Raw genomic sequence first — 21,016 nt, forward strand, 5'->3', positions numbered from 1 at the left:
CGTCGGGAGCGTGAGCGAGGACGTGCAGCACCGGGCGCCGACGCTCGACGACGTCGCCCGGGTGGCAGGCGTCTCGCGCGCGACGGTCTCGCGCGTCGTCAACGGCAAGCGCAAGGTCGCCCCCGCGGTCCAGGAGGTCGTGCTGGAGGCCGTCGCGACGACGGGCTACGTGCCCAACCGGGCCGCGCGCTCGCTCGTCACGCGCCGCACCGGGACGGTCGCCGTCGTCGTCTCCGGCGCCGAGCCGGGCCCCGACGACGGCCTGCACCTCCCGCGCCTGCTCGCCGACCCGTTCTTCGGCCGCGTCGTGGGGTCGTTCGTGCGGTCGCTGCGACCGCACGACGTCCACCCCGTGCTCATGCTCGCCGACGGCGACGAGGCGAGGCGGCAGGTCGTGTCCTACCTGCGGTTCGGCAACGCCGACGGCGCCCTGCTGGTCTCCACGCACGCCGACGACCCGCTCCCCGAGCAGCTCCTGGCCACGGGCAGACCCGTGGTCCTCTTCGCGCGGCCGCCGCGCCCGCTGCCGGTGAGCTACGTCGACGTCGCGAACGCCGACGGGGCGCGCCTCGCCGCGCACCACCTGCTCGACCGCGGGTGCCGGACGGTCGGGGTGGTGTCGGGCCCGCTCGACGTCCTCGCCGCCCGGGACCGCCTCGAGGGCTTCCGCGACGCGATGGCACGGCGGGGGCACGCGTACGTGCCGAGCGTCGAGGGCAACTTCACGGTCGAGAGCGGCGAGGCCGCGATGCTCGAGCTGCTGCGCGCCGCGCCGGGGCTCGACGGCGTCTTCGTCTCGAACGACGTCATGGCGCAGGGGGCGGTCCACGCGCTGCGCGAGCAGGGCCGCCGGGTGCCGGAAGACGTCGCCGTCGTGGGGTTCGACGACAGCCCCGCCGGCACGCTCGCGCGCCCGGCCCTCACGACCGTGCGCCAGCCCGTGGAGGAGATGGCGGCCGAGATGGCGCGCCTCCTGCTGGAGCAGGTGGAGACCGGCGAGCCGCGGGTCACGTCGCGGATCTTCGACCCCGTGCTCGTCGTGCGCGACTCGGCGTAGCCCCACCGTGCCGGAGGGGCAGAATGGGCCCATGCCTCTCGCCCCGCGCTACGTCGCCGCCGACGACCGTTACGACACCATGACCTACCGCCGGACGGGGCGCAGCGGCCTCGACCTCCCCGCGATCTCGCTCGGCCTGTGGCACAACTTCGGGGACGTCAACCCGTTCGAGACGCAGCGCGCCGTGCTGCGCCGCGCCTTCGACCTCGGGATCACGCACTTCGACCTGGCCAACAACTACGGCCCGCCGTACGGCTCTGCGGAGGAGAACTTCGGCCGCCACCTCGCCCAGGACCTCGGCGCGTACCGCGACGAGCTCGTCATCTCCTCCAAGGCCGGGTACGACATGTGGCCCGGGCCGTACGGCGACGGCGGCTCGCGCAAGTACCTCCTGTCCTCGCTGGACCAGTCGCTGACGCGCATGGGTCTCGACTACGTGGACGTCTTCTACCACCACCGCCCGGACCCGAGCACGCCGCTCGAGGAGTCCATGCGGGCGCTGCACGACGCCGTCCAGCAGGGCAAGGCGCTCTACGTCGGCGTCTCGAACTACTCGCCGTCCCGCACGCGCGAGGCCGCCGCGATCCTCGCCGACCTCGGCACCCCGCTGCTCATCCACCAGCCCAGCTACTCGATGCTCAACCGCCACGTCGAGGACCCGGCGCACGAGGACCGGTACGACGGCGTCCAGAGCGAGTCGCTGCTCGACGTCGTCGGTGACCTCGGCGTCGGCACCATCGTGTTCTCGCCGCTGCAGCAGGGCCTGCTCACCGACCGCTACCTCTCCGGCTCCGCGCCCGAGGGGTCCCGCGCAGCCCGCCCCGACTCGCCGTTCCTGTCCGAGCAGAACCTCGACGAGGCGTATCTCGAGAAGGCTCGCGCGCTGAACGAGATCGCCGCCGGCCGCGACCAGACCCTCGCCCAGCTCGCCCTCGCCTGGGTCCTGCGCGACGACCGCGTCACCTCCGCGCTCATCGGGGCGAGCAGCGTCCGCCAGCTCGAGAACAACGTCGCCGCGCTCTCGGCACCCCCGCTCACGCCCGACGAGTCGGACGCGATCGAGTCCGCCCTCGCGAGGTAGAACCACCGGACGTGAGGTAGAGCTCGCGGGGCTCTACCTCGGGCCCGGAGGTTCTACCTCGTGGCCATGGGCAGACGACGACGCGGCGGCGGCGCGCTCGAGGAGGAGCTGGCGTTCGTGGCGGGTCGGGGCCAGGGCCGCGGCGCGTTCGAGGACGTCGGCGGCCTCGGCGTGGCGGCCCAGCCGGGTCAGGAGGTCGCCGCGCACGGCGCCGTAGAGGTGGTGGCGGGCGAGGCGCGGGTCGTCCGCGACGGCGTCGAGCACGACGAGCGCGGCGTCGGGGCCGTCCGCGTAGCCGACGGCGACGGCGCGGTTGAGCTCGACGACGGGGGAGGGCGCGACGGACGCGAGCGCGTCGTAGAGCGCCACGATCGCCTCCCAGTCGGTGTCGGCCCAGGTCGCGGCGCGCGCGTGGCACGCGGCGATCGCGGCCTGGAGGGAGTAGGGACCGAGCGGCTTCCCGGCGCGGGTGCCCAGCGCGAGCGCGCGGTCGAGCGCGGCGAGGCCGTGGCGGGCGAGGAGGCGGTCCCAGCGTGCACGGTCCTGGTCCTGGAGGAGCACGGGCTCGCCGTCGGGCCCGGTGCGCGCGGCGAAGCGTGACGCCTGGAGCTCCATGAGCGCGACGAGCCCGTGCACCTCCGGCTCGCCCGGGAGCAACCCGGCGAGCACCCGCCCGAGCCGCATCGCGTCGTCGGCGAGCTCGCGCCGCACCCACGCGTCGCCCGACGTCGCGGCGTAGCCCTCGGTGAAGACGAGGTACACGACCTCGAGCACGGCGGGCACGCGCGCGGCGAGCTCGTCGGCCTGCGGGACGTCGAACGGGACGTTCGCCTCGGCGAGCGTCCGCTTCGCGCGCGAGACGCGCTGCCCGACGGTCGCCGACGGGACGAGGAACGCCCGCGCGATCTCGTCCGTCGTCAGTCCTCCCACGAGGCGCAGGGTGAGCGCGACGCGGGAGTCGCGCGGGAGCACCGGGTGGCACGCGACGAGGACGAGCGCGAGCAGGTCGTCGCCCACGGGATCCTCGACGATCGCGTCGGGGGACGGGACCGACCCCACGAGGACGGCGCCGCCGTCGCCCGGGTGCGCGAGCGCCGTCGTCCCTCCGCCGGACCGCGCACCGGGCGCGGCGAGGTCCGCCGCGAGCCGCGCGTACTTCTCGTCGCGCGTGCGCTCGCGGCGGACCAGGTCGACGGCGCGGCGGCGCGCGACGGTCGTCAGCCACGCGCCGGGGTTGTCCGGGACGTCCTGCTCGGGCCACTGCTCGAGCGCGGCGACGAACGCCTCCTGGGCGACCTCCTCGGCGAGGCCGACGTCGCGCAGGGTCCGGGCCAGGCCCGCGACGAGCCGCGGCGACTCGATGCGCCACACGGCCTCGACGGTGCGGGAGACGTCGGTCATCGCCGTGCCCGTCCTCGCCCGGTGACCCTCAGGAGCCCTGCTGGGCGCGGATCTGCTCCGCGAGGCGCTCGTCCTTCTCGCGCTGCTCGGGCGTGTATTCGGCGCCGAAGTCCTCGACCTCGAAGATCGGCCGGATCTCGAGGACCTCCTCCAGGCCCATGCTCGGGTCGCTGGGGCACTTGCGGGCCCACTCGACGGCCTCCTCGAGCGAGGAGACCTGCCAGATCCAGTACCCGGCGACGATCTCCTTGGACTCGGTGAACGGCCCGTCGACGACGGACGTCTCGCCGCCGCGGAACACGACGCGTGCGGCCTTGGCCGTGGGCTGCAGGCCCTGGCCGTCGAGCATGATGCCCGCCTTGACGAGCTCCTCGTTGTACGCGCCCATCTGGGCGAGCATCTCCTGGGTGGGGGCGATCTTGTCCTCGTCGGCCCCGTTGCCCGTGATCATGACCATGACGCGCATGACGTTCCTCCTCGGTGAGTGCCTCCTCGACCCTAGTGTCGTGAAGGCGTGTTCACCCTGACGTCGGACGGCGCCCCCCGGTTTTCGACACGAGCCGACGACGAGTTCTCCGGAGCGTCAGCGGAAGCGCTGGACGGCGAGCGGGGCGGCCTCCGCGAGCCCGCGCACGGCCGGGTGGTCGGCACCCGGGGCGGTCCCGGCGAAGACGTCGCGCAGCGCGCCGGAGGCGACGAAGGTCCCGTCGGCGAGCACGTGCACGGTGGGGCACAGGCGCTCGACGAGCTCCAGGTCGTGCGAGACGAGCAGCACCGCCGTGCCGAGCTCGGCCGTCGCGGCGCCGAGGCGTCGCACGACGTCGCCGCGCATCGCCGGGTCGACGGCGGTGAGCGGCTCGTCGAGGAGCAGGGCGCGCGGGCGCGTGGCGAGCGCGACGGCGAGCGCGACGCGCTGCTTCTCGCCGCCCGAGAGCGAGTGGACGGTGCGCGGCGCGTACCGCGGCTCGAGCGCGACGTCGCCGAGCAGGTCCTCGACGGACCGGCCGCTGGGGCGACCGGCCTTGCGGGCGTCCTTGAGCGCGGCCGACAGGGTGCGGTCGACGGTCCAGCGCGGGTCGATCCCGATCCCGGCGAGGCCGTCCTGGGAGACACGGCGGACGTCGGCGGTGAACTGCTTCTTGTCGCGGCGCGAGAGCTTGGTGACCGTGCGGCCGGCGTACGTGACGTGGCCCGCCGTCGGGCGCACGAGCCCGACGAGCGCCCGCACGACCGTGGACTTGCCGGCCCCCGACTCGCCGACGATCCCGACCGGCGGCGTGCCGGGCACGACGTCGAGGTCGATGCCGTGCACGACGTCGGGCCCTCCGTATCCGGCCGCGAGGCCGGTGGCGCGCAGGATCGGGGTGGTCGTCGTGCTCATGGGTCACCTTCTGGTCGTCGGGGCCGGGCGGGCGGTTCCGGGGCCCCGCTCGTCCGACGAACGACGCTACCGCGGAGTTCCGTGGCGTCGCTCACGCGGGGGACCGTCGCCCCCCGGTGCGGCGTCACGACGCGGGGCCCGGTCAGGCCCGGAGTCCCGGGCGCGGTAGCCTGGGGCACTCGACCAGGATCCTCGAGCCCAGGTGGTCCGTCGACCCGCACCGCGGCACCTGTCGTCGTGCGGTGACCCGGACGGAGGACCACGTGACCAGGACGGTCGACGAGCCGGAGCTGCTGGCGCCCGGCGAGGCGGTGGACCTCGACAACTGCGCGCGCGAGCCCATCCACGTGCCCGGCATGATCCAGCCCCGCGGCGTGCTGCTCGTCGTGCGCGAGCACGACGGCGTGCTGCTCCAGGCGTCGGCGAACGTCGCGCAGCACGTGGGCGTCCCGGCCGAGGAGCTGGTGGGCCGGCCGCTGGGCGACGCGCTCGGCGCCGAACCGGCGCGCCGCGTGCTCGACCACGCCGCGAGCGTCGGCGACCTCGCGACGCGCAACCCGGTCACGCTGCACCTCGACCGCTGGGACGGGGCCGCCCTCGCCGTGGACGCCGTGCTCCACCGGCCGCCGCTGCCCGCGGACGGGCCGGAGACGGAGCCGGTGCTCGTCGTCGAGCTCGAGACCGCGGCGGGCGCGCGCCCGCTGACGTTCCCCAACACGTACCTGGCGGTGCGGCACGCGCTGCGCGACCTGGAGCGCGCCGCGACCCTCGACGAGCTGTACGACGACGCAGCCCGGCACGTGCGTGAGCTCACCGGGTTCGACCGCGTGATGATCTACCGCTTCGACGACGCGTACAACGGCGAGGTGGTCGCCGAGGCGCGCCGCGAGGACCTCAACGCGTTCCTCGGGCTGCACTACCCGGCGTCGGACATCCCGCCGCAGGCCCGGGCGCTGTACGAGAAGAACTGGATCCGGCTCATCGCGGACGTGGACTACGCGCCGCAGCCGATCGTGCCGACCCTGCTGCCCACCACGGGCGCGCCGCTCGACCTCACGTACTCCACGCTGCGCAGCGTCTCGCCGATCCACCTCGAGTACCTGCGCAACATGGGCGTGCGCGCGTCGATGTCGATCTCGCTCCTGCGGGAGGGGCGGCTGTGGGGGCTCATCGCGTGCCACCACTACGCGGGGCCGCACGAGCCGCCCTACGAGGTGCGCACGGCCGCGGAGTTCCTCGGGTCCGCGCTCTCGGTCCGGCTCGTCGCGCAGGCCGAGGACGAGCGCGAGGCCGAGGTGCGGCGCGCGGAGGGGGTCCTCGCCCACCTCGCCGCCGACAGCCGCGACGAGAGCGTCCCGATCGGCACCGCGCTCACCCGATCCGGGTGGCTGCGCCGCCTCGTCCGGGCCGACGGCGCGGTCGTCGTCGCGGAGGGCGGCCTCATCAAGGTCGGCAGCACGCCCGGCGAGGACGGGTGCCGCGCGCTCGTCGCCTGGGTGCTCGGCCACGGCGAGGACCTGGTCGCGACCGAGGCGCTGGGCCGCGACGCGCCCGAGGTGGCGGCGCTCGCGCCCGACGTCGCCGGGGTGCTGGGCATCGTGCTCCCCGAGGGTCAGGTCGTCGTGTGGGTGCGCGACGAGGTGCTGCGGCACGTCGACTGGGGCGGCGACCCGTACAACAAGGCGATCGCGCTGCGCGAGGGCGAGACGGTCCGCCTGAGCCCGCGCAGGTCGTTCGAGCGCTGGCGCGAGGTCGTGCGCGGCCACAGCGTGCCGTGGACCTCGGACCAGACCGACGTCGCGACGTCGCTGCGCGGCCACCTCGTCGAGGCGCTGTACCTGCGTGGGCGCAAGGCGGTGCGCGCGACGGAGGAGCTGCAGCGCAGCCTCCTGCCGGCGCTCCTGCCCGACGTCCCGGGCTGGACGCTGGAGTCGCGCTACGAGTCCGCCGGCACGGGCCTGGTCGGCGGCGACTGGTACGACGCCCTCGTGCTCCCGTCGGGCCGCCTCGCGCTCGTCGTGGGAGACGTTACGGGGCACGGGCTCCAGGCCGCCGCGACGATGGGCCAGCTCGGCACGACGCTGCGCGCCGCGCTCGTGAGCTCGGGCTCGGCGGTCGAGGCCGTGGCGCGGCTGGGCGAGGTCGCCCGCTGGACGCTGCCGGGCGAGGTCGCGACGCTCGCGGTCGCGCTCCTGGACCCGGTGAGCGGCGTCGTCGAGCACGTGTCGGTGGGGCACCCGCCCCTGCTCGTCGTCCGGCCGGACGGCACGACGACGTGGGCCGAGCGCGCGAGCGTCCCCCCGCTGGGGATCGTGGACCGCGTCCCGACCGCGCACGTGCTGCAGGTGCCGCCCGGGGGAGCGCTCGTGCTCTACAGCGACGGGCTGGTCGAGCGCCGGGGAGAGTCGATCCGGGACGGGCTCGACCGGCTCGCGGCGGTCTTCGCGGCGGGCCCGGACGTGGACGCGGACGGGATCGTCACCGCGGCGCGCGACCCGCGCTCCGCGGACGACGCGACGCTGCTCCTGGTGCGCCGCGACGCCTGAGCGCCTCGCGGCGGGTCAACGGGCAGCCGACAGCGGTCAGCCGACAGCGGTCAGCCGACGGGGAGGAGCGCGCTGCGCACGGAGGCGCCGCCGCGGAAGACCGGGACGTCGAACCGCGCCCACACGTGCTTCTCGCCCGTACCGGCCCGGAACCAGCCGACGGCCGTGGACGCCCGCTGCGCGAGCACGAGGCCGAACCCGCCCGCCCCCGGTGAGCGCCGACCGGCGACCACGGGCGCGTCCGGCGAGTGGTCGACGACGTCGACGACGAGCTCGCGCCCGTCGCTGAGCAGGCGGACGCGAGTGGGCGGCAGGCCGTGGCGCAGGGCGTTGGTGGCGAGTTCGCTCGCCACGAGGACGACGCGCTCCGGTGTCGCCTCGAGCGCGCGGTCCGGCGGGAGCGGCCCGCCGGTGAGGAGGCGGTGCAGTCCCTCGCGGAGCGTCGCGAGGTCGCCCAGCCCGCGCAGCGGCCAGGAGCCGATCTCGACGAAGCCGACGGGGACCGCGGCGTGCTCGACGCTCACGCGCCGCCCTCGCCGGTGGTGTCGTCCGCGATCTCGAAGAGCTCGACGACCCCGCTGAGCTCCAGCAGGTCGCGGACGCGGCGCGGGACGCGCTCCAGCACGGGCGACCCCGACCCGGCGGTGGCGGCGTGGTAGAGCAGGCGCAGGCCGCCCGAGTCCATGAAGGTCACGTCACCGAGGTCGACGTGGATGCGCTCGTCCGCGGACTGCGCGAGCCGCAGCAGCTCGTCCTCGCGGCGGGCCTGGACCGCGGCGTCGATCTCGCCTCGCATGGTCCAGCGCGTGCCGCCGCTCGTCGTCAGGACGTCGCCGCTCGTCGTCGGGGTCACCGTGGTGCGCTCCTCCTCGTCCCGGCACGGTGCCGGGCACCCGGGACACGGTACGCGGACCTGCCGACGCTCGCTCTGCGATCGGCGGCGTGGCGCCGACCTTTCCGGATCCGTCCCGCGCGTCGGCCGGAGGGCCGGCTCACGTGCCGCCTCGCGTGCCGCCTCACGTGCCGGCCCGCGGGACGGCGACGGGCCCGGCCGGCGTCACGGGTGACGTCGACCGGGCCCGCACGGTGGGCCGGACCGCTCAGCAGGTGCGCGCGTCGAACGCGACCTCGAGCGGCGCGTACCCGTCGACCGTCACGACGGCCGTCCCGGCGGGGACGGACGCGGCGCGCGACGCGAACGACTGGTACGCGTTCGTGCCCGGGGCGACACCCGTGAACGTCCGCGTGGCGTACGGCGTCGCGAGCGTCACGTCGAGCGGCGCGTCGCCGTCGTTCGTGGCGCGGACCGCGACGTAGACCTTCCCGGCGAGGCACCGCGTCTCGGCGACCGCGGTGACCGGGGCGGCGCCCGCGTCGGCGGACCAGCGCAGGGTGTACGCATGCTCCGTCCCGTCCTCGGCGGTGACGCGCACGGTCGTCGTGCCGGGGACGGCGTCGGCGGCCTCGACCGCGACCGTCGCCCAGGGGTCGTGCGCGACCGCCTCGACGACGGGCACCCCGCCCGCGACGGGCACGTCGTACGCCGTGACCGTGGGGTCGAACCCGGCGAGGGGCTCGCCGTCCACCGTGAGGCCCGACGCCGTGGCGTCGGTCCCCGTGCCCGGCACCTTGGCGAGGACCTCGATCTCGGAGACGACCATGTGCGTGCTCGCCCGCGCCGTGAGGACGACGCGCACGGACGACGTCCGCACGTCCGCGGGGATCTCGACCGCGGGCGCGGGGCCGTCCGGCGAGGCGTCCACGGTGACAGGCGCGCCGACGTCGGTCCATGTCCCGCCCACGAGGGCCTGGAGCCGGACGGACTGCGCCCAGCTCGCGCTGGACCCGTCCTTCCAGAACCGCGTCACGACGCCCGTGACGTCCCGGTCGGCGGGGAGCGTGACGGTGAGCGTGTCGGAGGTCCGCTTGGTGCCCGACACCCAGTTGGACCACGCCTTGTCCGTGAGGTCGCCGTTGACGACGCCCCCGACGGCGTAGCCCGGCTCGGTGAACGTCGCGCTCGCGGTCGTGCCCGCGGCGAGCGCGCCGTCGGCGGACGCCGCCTCGGTCACCTGGACGCGGACGGTGGCCGGGAGCGTGGCGCCCGCCCCGGCGTCGGCCGTGCCGGCGAGCTCGACGACCCCGACGGCGTCGTACGCGCCCGCGGGGGCGTCGTCCCAGACCACCGGGCGCTGGACCTCCGCGCCGCCCGCGGCGACCGCCGTGACGGTCGCGGGCAGGGCCGGGGTGCCGCCCGCGTACGCCTTGGCGCGCGCGGGGAGCGTGGACGCGAGCTCGTCGACGACGACGGTCGCCGTCGCGGCGACCTCGCCGCCGGTCGGCGTGGCCACGGTGCCCGTCACCTCGACGGTGCCGGGCTCGGCCCACGCGTCGTCGTCCGGCACGTCCCACGTCACGGGGAGCGTGCCGCGCGCCCCGTCGCGGTAGACCGGGGTGACGGTCGCGGGGAGCGCGGGTGCGGTGCCCGGCGTCGTGAACGCCTGGACGGGCTCGGTGCCGAGGACCGTCTCGTCGACCACGCGCCAGCGCTGGTTCACGCCGGAGTTCGCGAGGTACGTGCCCACGGACGACCCGTCGGCCGTCGCCTGGCCGCCGACCTCGAGGAGGGTGTTCGAGGACGCGTTGACGAGCGTGAAGGTGCCGTCGCCGGTCGTCGAGAGGATCCACTGCGCGGCGAGCGGGGTGTCCGTGACGTCGGCGGGCGCGTCCTGGAGGACGGCGGACGTGTCGGCCGCGACGGCGAGCTGGCGGCCCGTGGCCGCGTTCGTCACGGCGTAGCGCGTGCGGTGCGTGCCGGAGCCCTCGGGGGCGCCGAGCGCCGTGAGCTCCCACGCCTGCTCCGCGACCGGCGCGTCGGTGCGGATCACGACGCCCGTGCCCGACGCCGACGGCGCGAGCGAGCGGTCCGCCTGCACGCCGTCGAGACGGTAGGCGTGACCGTCCTGGACGAGCGCGGCGTCGTCCGCGACGCCGGAGACGCCGTCGACGACGAACGTCGTCACGGACTCGGCCGGCACGACGAGCGTCGCGCTCGGGCCGGTCGTGCCGTCCGCGGCGCGGGGCGTGACGGCCACCGGCTCGCCCTCGACGAGGTAGCCGGCCGTGCTCGTGACCACGGGGGTGACGGTCGCATCGGACCCGACCGCACCGAACTTCGACAGGTCGAGCGTCACGGCGCGCTCGGCCTTGGTGGCGTTGACGTGCACGACGGTCGCCGACGTGCCGTCGGCCGACACCGCAGCCGTGCTGCTGGCGTCGTCCGAGCGGACCAGCGAGTCGCCCGGCTCGATGTAGTGCGTGAAGTTCTGGGTCGCCCAGTACTTCGTGTTCGTGTAGATCGGGCACGTCTCGAGCGTGTCCTCGGCGGTGCAGTCGAACGGGATCTGGATCTCGCCCCAGTTCATGCCGTTCGCGCTCTCGCCGCCGGGCGCCATGTTGGCGTAGTCCTCGACCGGCTGCCAGAACACCCACGCGCTCGGCTCGAGCTCGCGCAGGTCGTCGACGATGTGCTGCGCGCTGCCGAGGCCGGACTCCATGGTCTCGAAGTCCTGGCCCGTCGAGCTCCAGTTCCCGCCGACCTCGCTCATCCACAGCGGCTTGTCCTCGCCCTTGGCGATGTCGCGGACCGTCGTGCGCTGGCCCGTGCCGTAGGTGTGGACGTTGAGCTGCGAGACCTGGTCGCGGACCGCCTGCGGGTAGGCGTTCCAGTTGGTCGCGAACGTGCCCGGGTTGGTCTCGTCCATCGCCGAGATCACGGCGTCGGTCGACGAGCCCTCGAGCGCCGCGGTGAGCGCCGGGACGACCTTCGCCTGGAGCGCGGGGCCCATGTGGGCGCCCTCCTGGCGGCCCCCGGTGGGGTTGCCGTCGGCGCCGAGCTGCGTGCCCCAGTAGTTCGTGTTGGGCTCGTTGAACGGGTCGATCGTGTCGACCTCGATGCCGTGCGCGTCCTCGAGGCGCTCGGTCACGCCGACCATGTAGGCCGCGAAGTCGTCGATGCTCTCGGTCTTGAGCTGGTCCGCGGTCGAGCTGAACCCGCCCGAGACGTACCCGCTCACGGTCATGAACCACGGCGGGGAGTTGCTGAACGTCTCCCAGTGCGTGACGTCGTCCTTGATCCGGTCGACCCACCAGCGCTGCGTCGCGTCGGCGTCGGTGTCCCAGTGGTCGGGGTTCTCGGGGTCCCACCAGTCGACGTCGGTGCGCGTCGTGCCCTCGGGCGCCTTCCACCAGCCGTCGACGGCGCCGCCCGCGCGCAGGTAGTCCGGCACGTCGGGCGCGTTGCCGCCGCCGACGTTGTAGCGCGCGATGTTGAGGTTGAGGCCCTCGTCGCCGAACACCATGTCCGCGAGCCTCTCGCGGATCTCGTCCGGGTAGTCGCCCGTGGCGTTCGCGAACCACACGAGGCTCGTGCCCCAGCCCTCGAACGGAGCGCCCGCGTACGACGGGTCGGGCGTGACGGTGACGCCCGGGACGTCGGCCGCGGCCGCCATCGTGCCCGCCGCGGAGACCGCGCCGAAGGGCGAGGCCTGCGCGGGCAGGGTCGCGAGCGCGCAGCCCGCGACGAGCGCCCCGGCGCCGAGGCCCGCCACGACGCGGGCCCCCGTCCGGCGGGCGGCCGGGCCGCCCGGGCTCGTGCGGCGAGGACCGGGTGGTCCACCCCGCGTGGTCGTGTCGGTGTCGGTCGGGCTCATCCCTGAGCCACCTCCTTCGCGTCGCTGCGAACCGGCGGGGTGCACCGGGTGCGGGTCGTTCCCGCGGGGTCTGTCTGCCGAGGTAGAGCCCTGGTCTGCCGAGGTAGAGGCGTGGTCTCGACGACCGCGACCGCTGCCTCCACCTCGGCGTTACCAGGCCTCTACCTCGCGGTACCAGGCCTCTACCTCGTGGTACCGGGGCTCTACCTCGCGGTGGCGGGCTGCTTCCTCGGCGGGGTCGGCTCGGCCGGGCGGCGGACGACCGCGACGCCGCGCGGCTCGAGCAGCAGGGCGCCTTCCACCGTGCCCTCCACCGCGGCCTCCGCCGTGCCTTCCGCCGTGCCTTCCGCCGTGCCTTCCGCCGTGCCTTCCGCCGTGCCGGCCCTCGTGCCCGACGCCGTGAGGCGGCGCCCGGCGAGGACGTCGCCCGCGACGTCGGGCACCTCGACCGGACGGGCCGTGCGGTTGACGAGGAACCAGAAGTCGTCCGTGCCGTCGGTGCGGACCGCGAGCTCGACGTCGCCGCGCACGGCGGCGGGCAGCTCGCTGCGCACGCCCGCGTCGTCGAGCAGACGGGCGAGCACGGGGACGAGGCCCTGGCGGCCGAAGCGCGTGGACACGTACGCGGCGGAGCCCTCGCGGGCGCCCGTGCCGTCGCCGGTGCGGACCGTCCGGCGCGTCACGGCGGCGCGGCCGGCCTGCTCGCCGGTCTTGTACCAGCCCAGCACCTCGACGTCGGGGTCGACGACGTCCACCGGCTCGGTCCACACCGTGCCCTCGAGCTGCTCGCCCGCGAGCTCGACCGTCGCGCTCTCGCCGTCCAGCAGCGGGGCGAACTCCTCGACCCGGATGCCGAGCAGGTCGCGCAGCGCGCCCGGGTAGCCGCCGAGCCACGCGTGGTCGTCCTGGTCGACGACGCCCGAGAAGTAGGTCGTGACGAGGTGGCCGCCCGCCTCGACGAACGCCGTGAGGCGGTCGCGCAGGCCGGCCGGGACGACGTGCAGCACCGGCGCCACGACGACGTCGTACGTCGCGAGGTCCGTCGCGGACGGCACGACGTCCGCGCGCACGCCGAGCGCGAGGAACGCCGAGTACCAGTCGAGCGCCTCCTGGCGGTAGCGCAGCCGGTCCGTCGGGTGGGAGTCGAGCTCGCTCGTCCACCACGAGTCCCAGTCGAAGACGATCGCGGCGCGCGCGGGCTTCTGCGTGCTGCCCGCGACGGGCGCGAGGTCGCGCAGGGTCGCGCCGAGCGCGACGACGTCACGGAACAGGCGCGAGCGCTCGCCCGCGTGCGGGACCATGCCCGAGTGGTACTTCTCCGCGCCGGCCGCGGACTGGCGCCACTGGAAGTAGCAGACCGCGTCGGCGCCGTGGGCCACGTGGGTGAGCGAGTCGCGCGCGAGCTCGCCCGGCTTCTTCGCGACGTTGACGGGCTGCCAGTTCACAGCGCTCGTCGAGTGCTCCATGAGGAACCAGGGCTGGTGCCGGGCGATGCCGCCGGTGAGGTTGGCGGAGAACGAGAGCTCGTCCAGGGCCTGCGGCCCGGGGAGCACGTAGTGGTCGTTGGAGACGAAGTCGAGCTCGTCGGCCCAGGCCGCGTAGTCCATGCCCTTCGTCTCGCCCATGACCATGAAGTTCGTCGTCACGGGGACGTCGGGCGTGATCCGGCGCAGGATCTCGGCCTCCGCGCGCAGGTACTGCCGCAGGGCGTCGGACGAGAAGCGCTTGAAGTCGAGCTGCTGCGTCGGGTTCGGGTGCGACGCGGCCAGCCGCGGCGGCAGGATCTGTTCCCACGCGCTGTACCGCTGCGACCAGAACGCCGTGCCCCAGGCGTCGTTCAGCGCGTCGAGGGTCGTGTAGCGCTCGCGCAGCCACGCGCGGAAGGCCGCGGCGGCGTCGTCGGAGAAGTCGTCGACGTTGTGGCAGCCCAGCTCGTTGGACACGTGCCACGCGACGAGCGCCGGGTGGTCGCCGTACCGCTCGGCCATGCGCTCGACGAGGCGCAGCGCGTGCTCCCGGAAGACCGGCGACGTCGGGCGCCACTGCTGCCGCGCGCCCGGCCACAGGGTCTCGCCCGTGCGCGTCTGCGGCAGGACCTCCGGGTGCTTCGTCGTCAGCCACGGCGGCGGCGAGGCCGTCGCCGTCGCCAGGTCGACCGTGATGCCGTGCGCGTGGAGCAGGTCCATCGCGTCGTCCAGCCACGCGAAGTCCCACGTGTCCTCGGTCGGCTGGATGCGGGCCCACGAGAAGATCGCGAGCGAGACCACCGTCACGCCCGCCTCGCGCATGAGGCGCACGTCCTCGTCCCAGACCTCGCGCGGCCACTGGTCCGGGTTGTAGTCCGCGCCGTAGGACAGGACCGACGGCGTGTACGCACCGGGCTCGCCCGGCGGCGTGTGCGGCCCGGGACGGCGCAGCCAGCGGAACGGGGTGGGGGAAGACATGCGTGCTCCTAGCGGGACGGTGCGCGGCGACGGGCGGTGCCCGGCCGGTCGGGAGGACGCGCGACGGCGTCCTCGGGGAGGTCGTCGGGCCGGCGAGCGAGCGCCGGCCCGACGACCGGGGGTGACGGTGTCAGCGCGTCACTCGTTGACGGTGAAGCCCTGGTCCTTGCCGTAGGTGACCGTGGCGTCCTGCCACGCGGTCAGCCCGTCGGCGAGCGGGGTGCCCGAGACGTAGGCCTTGCCGACGGTGTCGTTGAAGACGGAGTTCGCGTACACCTGGAACGGCAGGTACGCCCAGCCCTCGGCGACGTGCGCGGCGGAGTCCGCGAGGACCTCGTTGACCTTCTGGCCGCCGAAGTACTCGAACTCCTGCTGCGTGAAGTCGTCGGCCTCGAGCTCGGCGACGGTCGCGGGGAACGCGCCCTCGGCGACGCGGGTCGCGATCCCGTCACCGACCGTCGCGTACTCGAGGAACGCCCACGCGAGGTCCTGGTTCTTGCTCGCCGCCGGGATGGCGAGCGAGCTGCCACCGTTCTCGGAGGTGACGTCGGCGCCGGACTCCCACTGCGGCATGGGCGCGACGGCCCAGTCGCCCGAGGCGGACTCGACCGAGGTCTCGAGGTTGCCGCGCATCCAGGCGCCGATCACGAGGCTCGCGATCGACCCGTCGGCGAGGCCCTGGTACCACTCGTCGCTCCACGACGTGACGGGCGCGACGAGGTCCTCGTCGATCATCTGCTGCCACGTCGTCGCGAACTTCTGCGTGCCCTCGTCGGAGAAGTCGACGGTGACGTCGGTCCCGTCGACCTGGTAGGGGCGCCCGCCGGCCTGCCAGATCATGGAGGTCGTGAAGCCGGCGTCGCCCGTGTCGTTGGTGAGGTACGCGCCGGGGTCGGCGGCGTGCAGCGCCCGGGCGGCCTCGACGTACTCGTCCCACGTCGTCGGTACCGCGATGCCGTGCTCGTCGAACACGCGCTTGTTGTAGAAGAGCGCCATCGGGCCGGAGTCGGTCGGCAGCGCGTAGACGCCGTCGCCCTGCGTCACGGCGTCCCACGGGCCGGGCGTGAACGTGCCGTCGAGGTCGTCGGCCCCGTAGGACGAGAGGTCGGTGAGCGCCTCGGAGAGCGCGAACTGCGGGAGGGCGTAGAACTCGATCTGCGCGACGTCGGGCACGCCGGAGCCGGCGGCGATCGCGTTCTGGAGGGCCGTGTACTGGTCGTTGCCGGTGCCGGCGTTGACGATGTCGACCGTCACCCCGGGGTTCTCCTCCTCGAAGTCGGCGGCGACGCTCTCCAGCGTGGGGTCCCAGGCCCACACGGTGATCGTGCCGCCCTCCTCGAGGGCGCTCTCCGCGTCGTCGGAGCTCCCGCCGCCCGACCCGCCGCTGCAGGCGGTGAGCACGAGGGCGAGGACGCCGGTGGCGGCGATGGCGGCGGTCGCTCGGCGCGACCTGCGGGTGATGGGGGACATGCGGGTTCCTCTCACTTCGTCGTCAGACGGACGGGTGGTGCGTGGGGTGGTGCGGGTGGGGGTGTGCGCCGGGGTGCCGGCGGGTGGGTGGACGGTCCGGCGTCGGACCGTCACTCCTTGACCGAGCCGGCCGCGAGGCCGGACTGCCAGTAGCGCTGCAGGAACAGGAACGCGATCACGAGGGGCAGGATCGTCAGGACCGCGCCGGTGATGACGAGGTTGAAGATCGCCTGCCCGCCCGCGGTGGCCGCCTGGGCGTTCCACGCGTTGAGCCCGAGGGTCAGCGGGTACCAGTCGGGGTCCTTGAGCATGATCAGCGGCAGGAAGTAGTTGTTCCAGGTCGCGACCATGGTGAAGAGCAGGACGGTGACGATGCCGGGCGCGAGCAGCGGCAGGGACACCTGGAAGAACGTGCGGGCCTCGTTGGCGCCGTCGACGCGGGCGGCCTCCAGCAGCTCCTGGGGCACCGACTCGGCGGCGTAGGTCCACATGAGGTAGAGGCCGAACGGGGAGATCAGCGACGGGATGATCACGGCCCAGGGAGTGTTCGTCAGGCCCATCTGGCTGAACATGAGGAACGTCGGCACGGCGAGCGCCGTGCCCGGCACCGCGACGGCGCCGATGACGGTCGCGAACACGCCTCGCTTGCCGGGGAAGTCGAACTTGGCGAGCGCGTACCCGCCCATCACGGCGAGGAACGTGGCCCCGCCGGCGCCCACGACCACGTAGAGCAGGGTGTTGGCGAGCCAGCGGACGAAGATGCCGTCGTCGTAGGTGAGCGTCTGGACGACGTTGTCGACCAGCGCGAACTCGCTGCCGAACCACAGCCCGAAGCTGTCGAAGAGGTCGGGCTGGGTCTTCGTCGCGTTGACGACGAGCCAGACGAGCGGGACGAGCGAGTACACGAGCACGACGCCGGTCAGGACGGTGAGCAGCACGCTGCGGCGGGGCTTGTCGGCGGAGTACGCGGCACGCCGGGGCGTGCGGAGGCGGACGGGCTTCGGTCCGGGGCGGGACGCTGCGGAGGCCGTGGGGGTCGCGGTGGTCATGGTCTCAGGCCTCCTTGCGCATGCCGCGGAGCTGGACCACGTAGGCGACGATCATCGTGACGACGCCCATGATGATCGCGACCGTGGCCGAGTAGTTGTACTGCTGCCCGGAGAAGGACAGCGAGTACGCGTACAGGTTCGGGGTGAAGTACGTCGTGATCGCGTTCGGGGCGAGCGCCTGCAGGATGCTCGGCTCGTTGAAGAGCTGGAAGGAGCCGATGATCGAGAAGATCGTCGCGATGACCAGCGCGCCGCGGATCGCGGGCAGCTTGATCGCCGAGATGATGCGCCACTGGCTGGCCCCGTCGAGCTCCGCGGCCTCGTACAGCGACGTGGGGATCACCCGCAGCGCCGAGTAGAAGATGAGCATGTTGTAGCCCACGAACTCCCAGGTCACGATGTTGCCGATCGAGGCGAGCACGAGGTCGGGGGAGAGCGGGTTGGGCAGCGAGACGCCGAGCGCGTCGTTGATGTTGCCGACGAGCCCGAACCGCGTGCCGTACATGAAGCCCCACATGAGCGTCGCGACGACGGCCGGGACGGCGTACGGCAGGAAGATCGAGATGCGGAAGAACGACTTGCCGTAGAGCCGGCCGCTGTCGATCGCGAGGGCGACGAGCAGCGCGAGGCCGAGCATGATCGGCACCTGGACCACGAGGAAGAGGCTGACGCGCCCGAGCGCCTCCCAGAACTGCGGGTCCGAGAACGCCCGGGCGTAGTTGTCGAGACCCACGAAGTGCGTGCCGCCGACCATCTGCGTGCGGAACAGGCTCAGGTACAGGGAGTACGCGATGGGTGCGAGGAACACCAGGGCGAACACGGCCATGAACGGACCCACGAAGCCCCAGCCGACCCACGAGCGCCGGTGGCGTCGGGTGCGGGGGGACGAAGGTGCGTCGACCGATGGCAGGGACGCTCCTGCCACGGGTGGGGACGTCGTCGTCATGCTGTGTCCTCGTCGTCGGGGGAAGGGGACGCCGGTCGTCGCCCTTGTTTACGCAAACATCAGCATGCACGACATTCGATGTTTGCGCAAACATCGCTTAGGGTGGTCGACGTCGGCGCGACGGCGCCGAACCAGCGCTGGAGCTGTGCCGCCACTGACCGCGAGGACGACGGATGACCAACCGGCTCGACGACGACGCCCCCGTCACGACGACGGCGCCGCAGCGGCGGACCGCTCCGGTCGCCGAGACGGTCCCCGCCGTCGAGCCGGCCCGGGCCCGCCGGCCGCACGACGTCCGCCGCGTGTCGATGGCCGACGTCGCCCGGATGGCCGGGGTGTCCGCGCAGACCGTGTCGCGCGTCGCCAACGGGCACCCCGGGGTCGTGGAGGAGACGCGCACCCGCGTGCTCGCCGCGATGGCCGAGCTCGACTACCGGCCGAACAGCGCGGCCCGCGCGCTCAAGAGCGGCACGTTCCGGACCATCGGCGTGATCCTCTTCTCGCTCGCGACCACGGGCAACGTCCGCACGCTCGAGGCCATCGCGACGTCCGCGGCCGCCCAGGGCTACGCGATCACCGTCATCCCCGTCGCCGCGCCGACCCAGGGTGGCGTGCACGGCGCGTTCACGCGCCTCGGCGAGCTGGCCGTCGACGCGATCATCCTCCTCATGGAGGTGCACCTGCTCGACGTGGCGCGAGTCAACCTCCCGCCCGGGGTGAAGGTCGTGGTCGCCGACTCCGACGCCGGCGACGCGTACGCCGTCGTCGACACGGACCAGGCGGACGGCACCCGCCAGGCGGTGCAGCACCTGCTCGACCTCGGCCACCGCACCGTCCACCACCTCGCCGGCCCGGAGAGCTCCTTCGCGGCCGAGCGCCGGGCCGTCGCGTGGCGCGAGACGCTGGAGCGCGCCGGCCGTCCGGTGCCCGAGCCGGAGCGGGGCGACTGGTCGCCCGCGTCGGGCTACGAGGCCGGGCGGCGGCTCGCCGAGGACGACGACGTGACCGCGGTGTTCGTCGCGAACGACCAGATGGCGCTCGGGCTCGTGCGCGCCCTGCACGACGCGGGCCGGCGCGTGCCGCAGGACGTGAGCGTCGTCGGGTTCGACGACCTGCCCGAGTCGAGCGAGTTCCTGCCGCCCCTGACGACCGTCCACCAGGACTTCGCCGAGGTGGGGCGTCGGTGCGTCGAGCAGGTCCTGCGCCAGGTGCACGACGGCGTCGCCGAGACCGGGACGCGGCTCGTGCCCACCCGTCTCGTCGAGCGCGCGAGCACCGCACCCCCGCCCGCCGCGGCCACACGTCGCTGAGCGTCGCCCGCGCACCGCAGAGCCCCGCCGTCGACCCGTCGGCACCGACCCACGAGACGAGGACCATGACCCACGCACGCATCCAGATCGATCCGGACGACGCCGTGGGCGCCGTCTCTCCGCGGCTGTTCGGCACGTTCGTCGAGCACATGGGGCGCTGCGTGTACGGGGGGATCCACGACCCCGGGCACCCCTCGGCCGACGCCGACGGCTTCCGCGGCGACGTGCTCGAGCTCGTGCGCGAGCTGGGTGCGACGGTCGTGCGCTACCCGGGCGGGAACTTCGTCTCCGGTTTCCGGTGGGAGGACTCCGTCGGCCCGCGCGAGCAGCGCCCGGTCCGGCTGGACGCCGCCTGGCACAGCATCGAGACCAACCAGGTCGGGCTGCACGAGTTCGCCGGGTGGGCCGAGCGCGCGGGGCTCGAGGTCATGATGGCGGTCAACCTCGGCACGCGCGGCGCGGCCGAGGCGGCGCAGCTCCTCGAGTACTGCAACCACCCGGGCGGTACCGCGCTGTCCGACGAGCGTCGGGCGAACGGCGCGCCGGACCCGTTCGGCTTCCGCCTGTGGTGCCTCGGCAACGAGATGGACGGCGACTGGCAGATCGGCCACAAGACGGCCCACGAGTACGGCCGGCTCGCGGCCGAGACCGCGCGGCTGATGCGCTTCGTCGACCCGACGGTCGAGCTCGTCGCGGCGGGGTCGTCGTCGGCCGACCAGCCGACGTTCGGGGACTGGGAGCGCGAGGTGGTCCGCCAGACCGCCGGGCTCGTCGACCACGTGTCGCTGCACGCCTACTACGAGGAGACCCCGGGCGACCTGCCCTCCTTCCTCGCGTCCGGCGTCGGGCTCGACCGCTACATCGCGACCGTCGCGGAGATCCTCGACGAGGAGGAGGCGGCGCTCGGCGACCGGATGCAGGGTCGGCGGCTCGGCATCAGCGTCGACGAGTGGAACGTGTGGTACCTCGACCGCTTCAACGAGCGGGACAAGGAGCCGCTGCTGACGGGCGCGTGGAACGTCGCGCCGCGGATCATCGAGGACGAGTACGCGGTGGCGGACGCCGTCGTCGTCGGGAGCCTGCTCAACTCGCTCGTCCGGCACGCGGACCGGGTCTCGATGGCGAACCAGGCGCAGCTCGTCAACGTCATCGCGCCGATCCGCACCGAGCCCGACACCGACGCGTGGCGGCAGACCATCTTCTGGCCCTTCGCGATCACGGCCGCCCGTGCGCGGGGCGCCGCGCTGCGCGTCGCCGCGGACTGCCCGACCGTCCCGACCGCCGCGTACGGCGACGTGCCCGTCGTCGACGTCTCCGCGACGACGACCGCCGACGGTCGTGTCGAGGTGTTCTGCGTGAACCGTGACCCGGAGCACCCTGTCGAGGTCACGCTCGCCGCGGGCGGGGTGCGGGCGGTGCGCGACGCCGTCGTGCTGACGGTCCCCGAGGGGCACGACCGGTTCGTGACCAACACGCGGGACGCGCAGCCCGTCCGCCCCGTGCCGCTCGGCGCGCGCGTCGAGGATGGCGAGGTGCGGCTGACGCTCCCGGCGCTCTCGTGGGCGGCGGTCGGGCTCGACCTGGCCTGACGCGGGCCCCTGGGCGCGCACCACCGGCGC

At 74.1% G+C, this 21,016-nt stretch carries 15 protein-coding genes; 5 read left to right on the plus strand and 10 right to left on the minus strand.

Going from position 1 to position 21,016, the window contains the following annotated elements; genetic code table 11:
• Positions 1-10 precede the first annotated feature (10 nt).
• Together ACZ402_RS02300 and ACZ402_RS02305 are read left to right on the plus strand one after the other, a co-directional pair.
• On the plus strand, positions 11-1,057 hold the full coding sequence (locus ACZ402_RS02300; RefSeq protein WP_375822405.1) for a LacI family DNA-binding transcriptional regulator: 1,047 nt from the start codon (positions 11-13) through the stop codon (positions 1,055-1,057).
• A 31-nt stretch (positions 1,058-1,088) separates the two neighbouring features.
• On the plus strand, positions 1,089-2,138 hold the full coding sequence (locus ACZ402_RS02305; RefSeq protein ID WP_375822404.1) for an aldo/keto reductase: 1,050 nt from the start codon (positions 1,089-1,091) through the stop codon (positions 2,136-2,138).
• A 33-nt stretch (positions 2,139-2,171) separates the two neighbouring features.
• Here ACZ402_RS02305 and ACZ402_RS02310 read toward each other — a convergent pair whose 3' ends face one another.
• The 3 genes from ACZ402_RS02310 to ACZ402_RS02320 form a co-directional block, all read right to left on the minus strand.
• The gene (locus tag ACZ402_RS02310) at positions 2,172-3,539 is read right to left on the minus strand and encodes an RNA polymerase sigma factor (protein WP_375822403.1); all 1,368 of its coding nucleotides are present in this window, start codon (positions 3,537-3,539) and stop codon (positions 2,172-2,174) included.
• A gap of 28 nt (positions 3,540-3,567) precedes the next feature.
• Complete coding sequence (locus ACZ402_RS02315; RefSeq protein ID WP_375822402.1) at positions 3,568-4,005, minus strand: YciI family protein; 438 nt, start codon at positions 4,003-4,005, stop codon at positions 3,568-3,570.
• Between the two features lie 117 nt (positions 4,006-4,122).
• Complete coding sequence (locus tag ACZ402_RS02320; protein ID WP_375822401.1) at positions 4,123-4,920, minus strand: ABC transporter ATP-binding protein; 798 nt, start codon at positions 4,918-4,920, stop codon at positions 4,123-4,125.
• Between the two features lie 263 nt (positions 4,921-5,183).
• Here ACZ402_RS02320 and ACZ402_RS02325 point away from each other — a divergent pair, with 263 nt between their 5' ends.
• Positions 5,184-7,466: a SpoIIE family protein phosphatase gene (locus tag ACZ402_RS02325; protein ID WP_375822400.1), complete on the plus strand. Its 2,283-nt coding sequence runs from the start codon at positions 5,184-5,186 to the stop codon at positions 7,464-7,466.
• 50 nt (positions 7,467-7,516) lie between these two features.
• Here ACZ402_RS02325 and ACZ402_RS02330 read toward each other — a convergent pair whose 3' ends face one another.
• The 7 genes from ACZ402_RS02330 to ACZ402_RS02360 all read right to left on the minus strand — a co-directional run bounded on the left by ACZ402_RS02330 (position 7,517) and on the right by ACZ402_RS02360 (position 18,087).
• Positions 7,517-7,990, minus strand: coding sequence for an ATP-binding protein (locus tag ACZ402_RS02330; RefSeq protein WP_375822399.1), 474 nt, complete (start codon positions 7,988-7,990; stop codon positions 7,517-7,519).
• A complete protein-coding gene (locus ACZ402_RS02335) occupies positions 7,987-8,319 on the minus strand; it encodes an STAS domain-containing protein (RefSeq protein WP_375822398.1) in 333 nt (110 codons plus the stop codon). The genes ACZ402_RS02330 and ACZ402_RS02335 overlap by 4 nt, the downstream gene beginning before the upstream one ends.
• A gap of 247 nt (positions 8,320-8,566) precedes the next feature.
• Entirely contained in the window at positions 8,567-12,178 is a 3,612-nt protein-coding gene (locus tag ACZ402_RS02340) for an Ig-like domain-containing protein (protein WP_375822397.1), read from the minus strand.
• Positions 12,179-12,381: 203 nt separating this feature from the next.
• Positions 12,382-14,622, minus strand: a complete 2,241-nt coding sequence (locus ACZ402_RS02345) for a beta-galactosidase (protein ID WP_375822396.1) — start codon at positions 14,620-14,622, stop codon at positions 12,382-12,384.
• Between the two features lie 138 nt (positions 14,623-14,760).
• Positions 14,761-16,092 carry an ABC transporter substrate-binding protein gene (locus tag ACZ402_RS02350; protein WP_085388511.1) on the minus strand — a complete coding sequence of 444 codons (1,332 nt, stop codon included), beginning with the start codon at positions 16,090-16,092 and terminating at the stop codon, positions 14,761-14,763.
• A 110-nt stretch (positions 16,093-16,202) separates the two neighbouring features.
• Positions 16,203-17,141 (minus strand): carbohydrate ABC transporter permease, encoded by a 939-nt coding sequence (locus tag ACZ402_RS02355; RefSeq protein ID WP_043654299.1) that lies wholly within the window; start codon positions 17,139-17,141, stop codon positions 16,203-16,205.
• Between the two features lie 4 nt (positions 17,142-17,145).
• Positions 17,146-18,087 carry a carbohydrate ABC transporter permease gene (locus tag ACZ402_RS02360; RefSeq protein WP_114553153.1) on the minus strand — a complete coding sequence of 314 codons (942 nt, stop codon included), beginning with the start codon at positions 18,085-18,087 and terminating at the stop codon, positions 17,146-17,148.
• Positions 18,088-18,395: 308 nt separating this feature from the next.
• On the opposite strand from ACZ402_RS02360, the gene ACZ402_RS02365 reads away from it, so the two are divergent.
• Together ACZ402_RS02365 and arfA are read left to right on the plus strand one after the other, a co-directional pair.
• Complete coding sequence (locus ACZ402_RS02365; protein WP_043654319.1) at positions 18,396-19,397, plus strand: LacI family DNA-binding transcriptional regulator; 1,002 nt, start codon at positions 18,396-18,398, stop codon at positions 19,395-19,397.
• Between the two features lie 65 nt (positions 19,398-19,462).
• Positions 19,463-20,986: an arabinosylfuranosidase ArfA gene (gene arfA, locus ACZ402_RS02370; protein WP_375822395.1), complete on the plus strand. Its 1,524-nt coding sequence runs from the start codon at positions 19,463-19,465 to the stop codon at positions 20,984-20,986.
• Positions 20,987-21,016: the final 30 nt, after the last annotated feature.

The sequence above is a fragment of the Cellulosimicrobium sp. NPDC030954 genome (assembly GCF_055571305.1).

Excerpts from the sequence above, each read along its gene's own strand:
- ACZ402_RS02355 (WP_043654299.1), bottom strand. The coding sequence starts at position 17,141 with ATGACCACCGCGACCCCCACGGCCTCCGCAGCGTCCCGCCCCGGACCG.
- arfA (WP_375822395.1), top strand. The coding sequence starts at position 19,463 with ATGACCCACGCACGCATCCAGATCGATCCGGACGACGCCGTGGGCGCC.
- ACZ402_RS02350 (WP_085388511.1), bottom strand. The coding sequence starts at position 16,092 with ATGTCCCCCATCACCCGCAGGTCGCGCCGAGCGACCGCCGCCATCGCC.
- ACZ402_RS02305 (WP_375822404.1), top strand. The coding sequence starts at position 1,089 with ATGCCTCTCGCCCCGCGCTACGTCGCCGCCGACGACCGTTACGACACC.
- ACZ402_RS02360 (WP_114553153.1), bottom strand. The coding sequence starts at position 18,087 with ATGACGACGACGTCCCCACCCGTGGCAGGAGCGTCCCTGCCATCGGTC.
- ACZ402_RS02310 (WP_375822403.1), bottom strand. The coding sequence starts at position 3,539 with ATGACCGACGTCTCCCGCACCGTCGAGGCCGTGTGGCGCATCGAGTCG.
- ACZ402_RS02320 (WP_375822401.1), bottom strand. The coding sequence starts at position 4,920 with ATGAGCACGACGACCACCCCGATCCTGCGCGCCACCGGCCTCGCGGCC.
- ACZ402_RS02315 (WP_375822402.1), bottom strand. The coding sequence starts at position 4,005 with ATGCGCGTCATGGTCATGATCACGGGCAACGGGGCCGACGAGGACAAG.
- ACZ402_RS02345 (WP_375822396.1), bottom strand. The coding sequence starts at position 14,622 with ATGTCTTCCCCCACCCCGTTCCGCTGGCTGCGCCGTCCCGGGCCGCAC.
- ACZ402_RS02365 (WP_043654319.1), top strand. The coding sequence starts at position 18,396 with ATGGCCGACGTCGCCCGGATGGCCGGGGTGTCCGCGCAGACCGTGTCG.
- ACZ402_RS02340 (WP_375822397.1), bottom strand. The coding sequence starts at position 12,178 with ATGAGCCCGACCGACACCGACACGACCACGCGGGGTGGACCACCCGGT.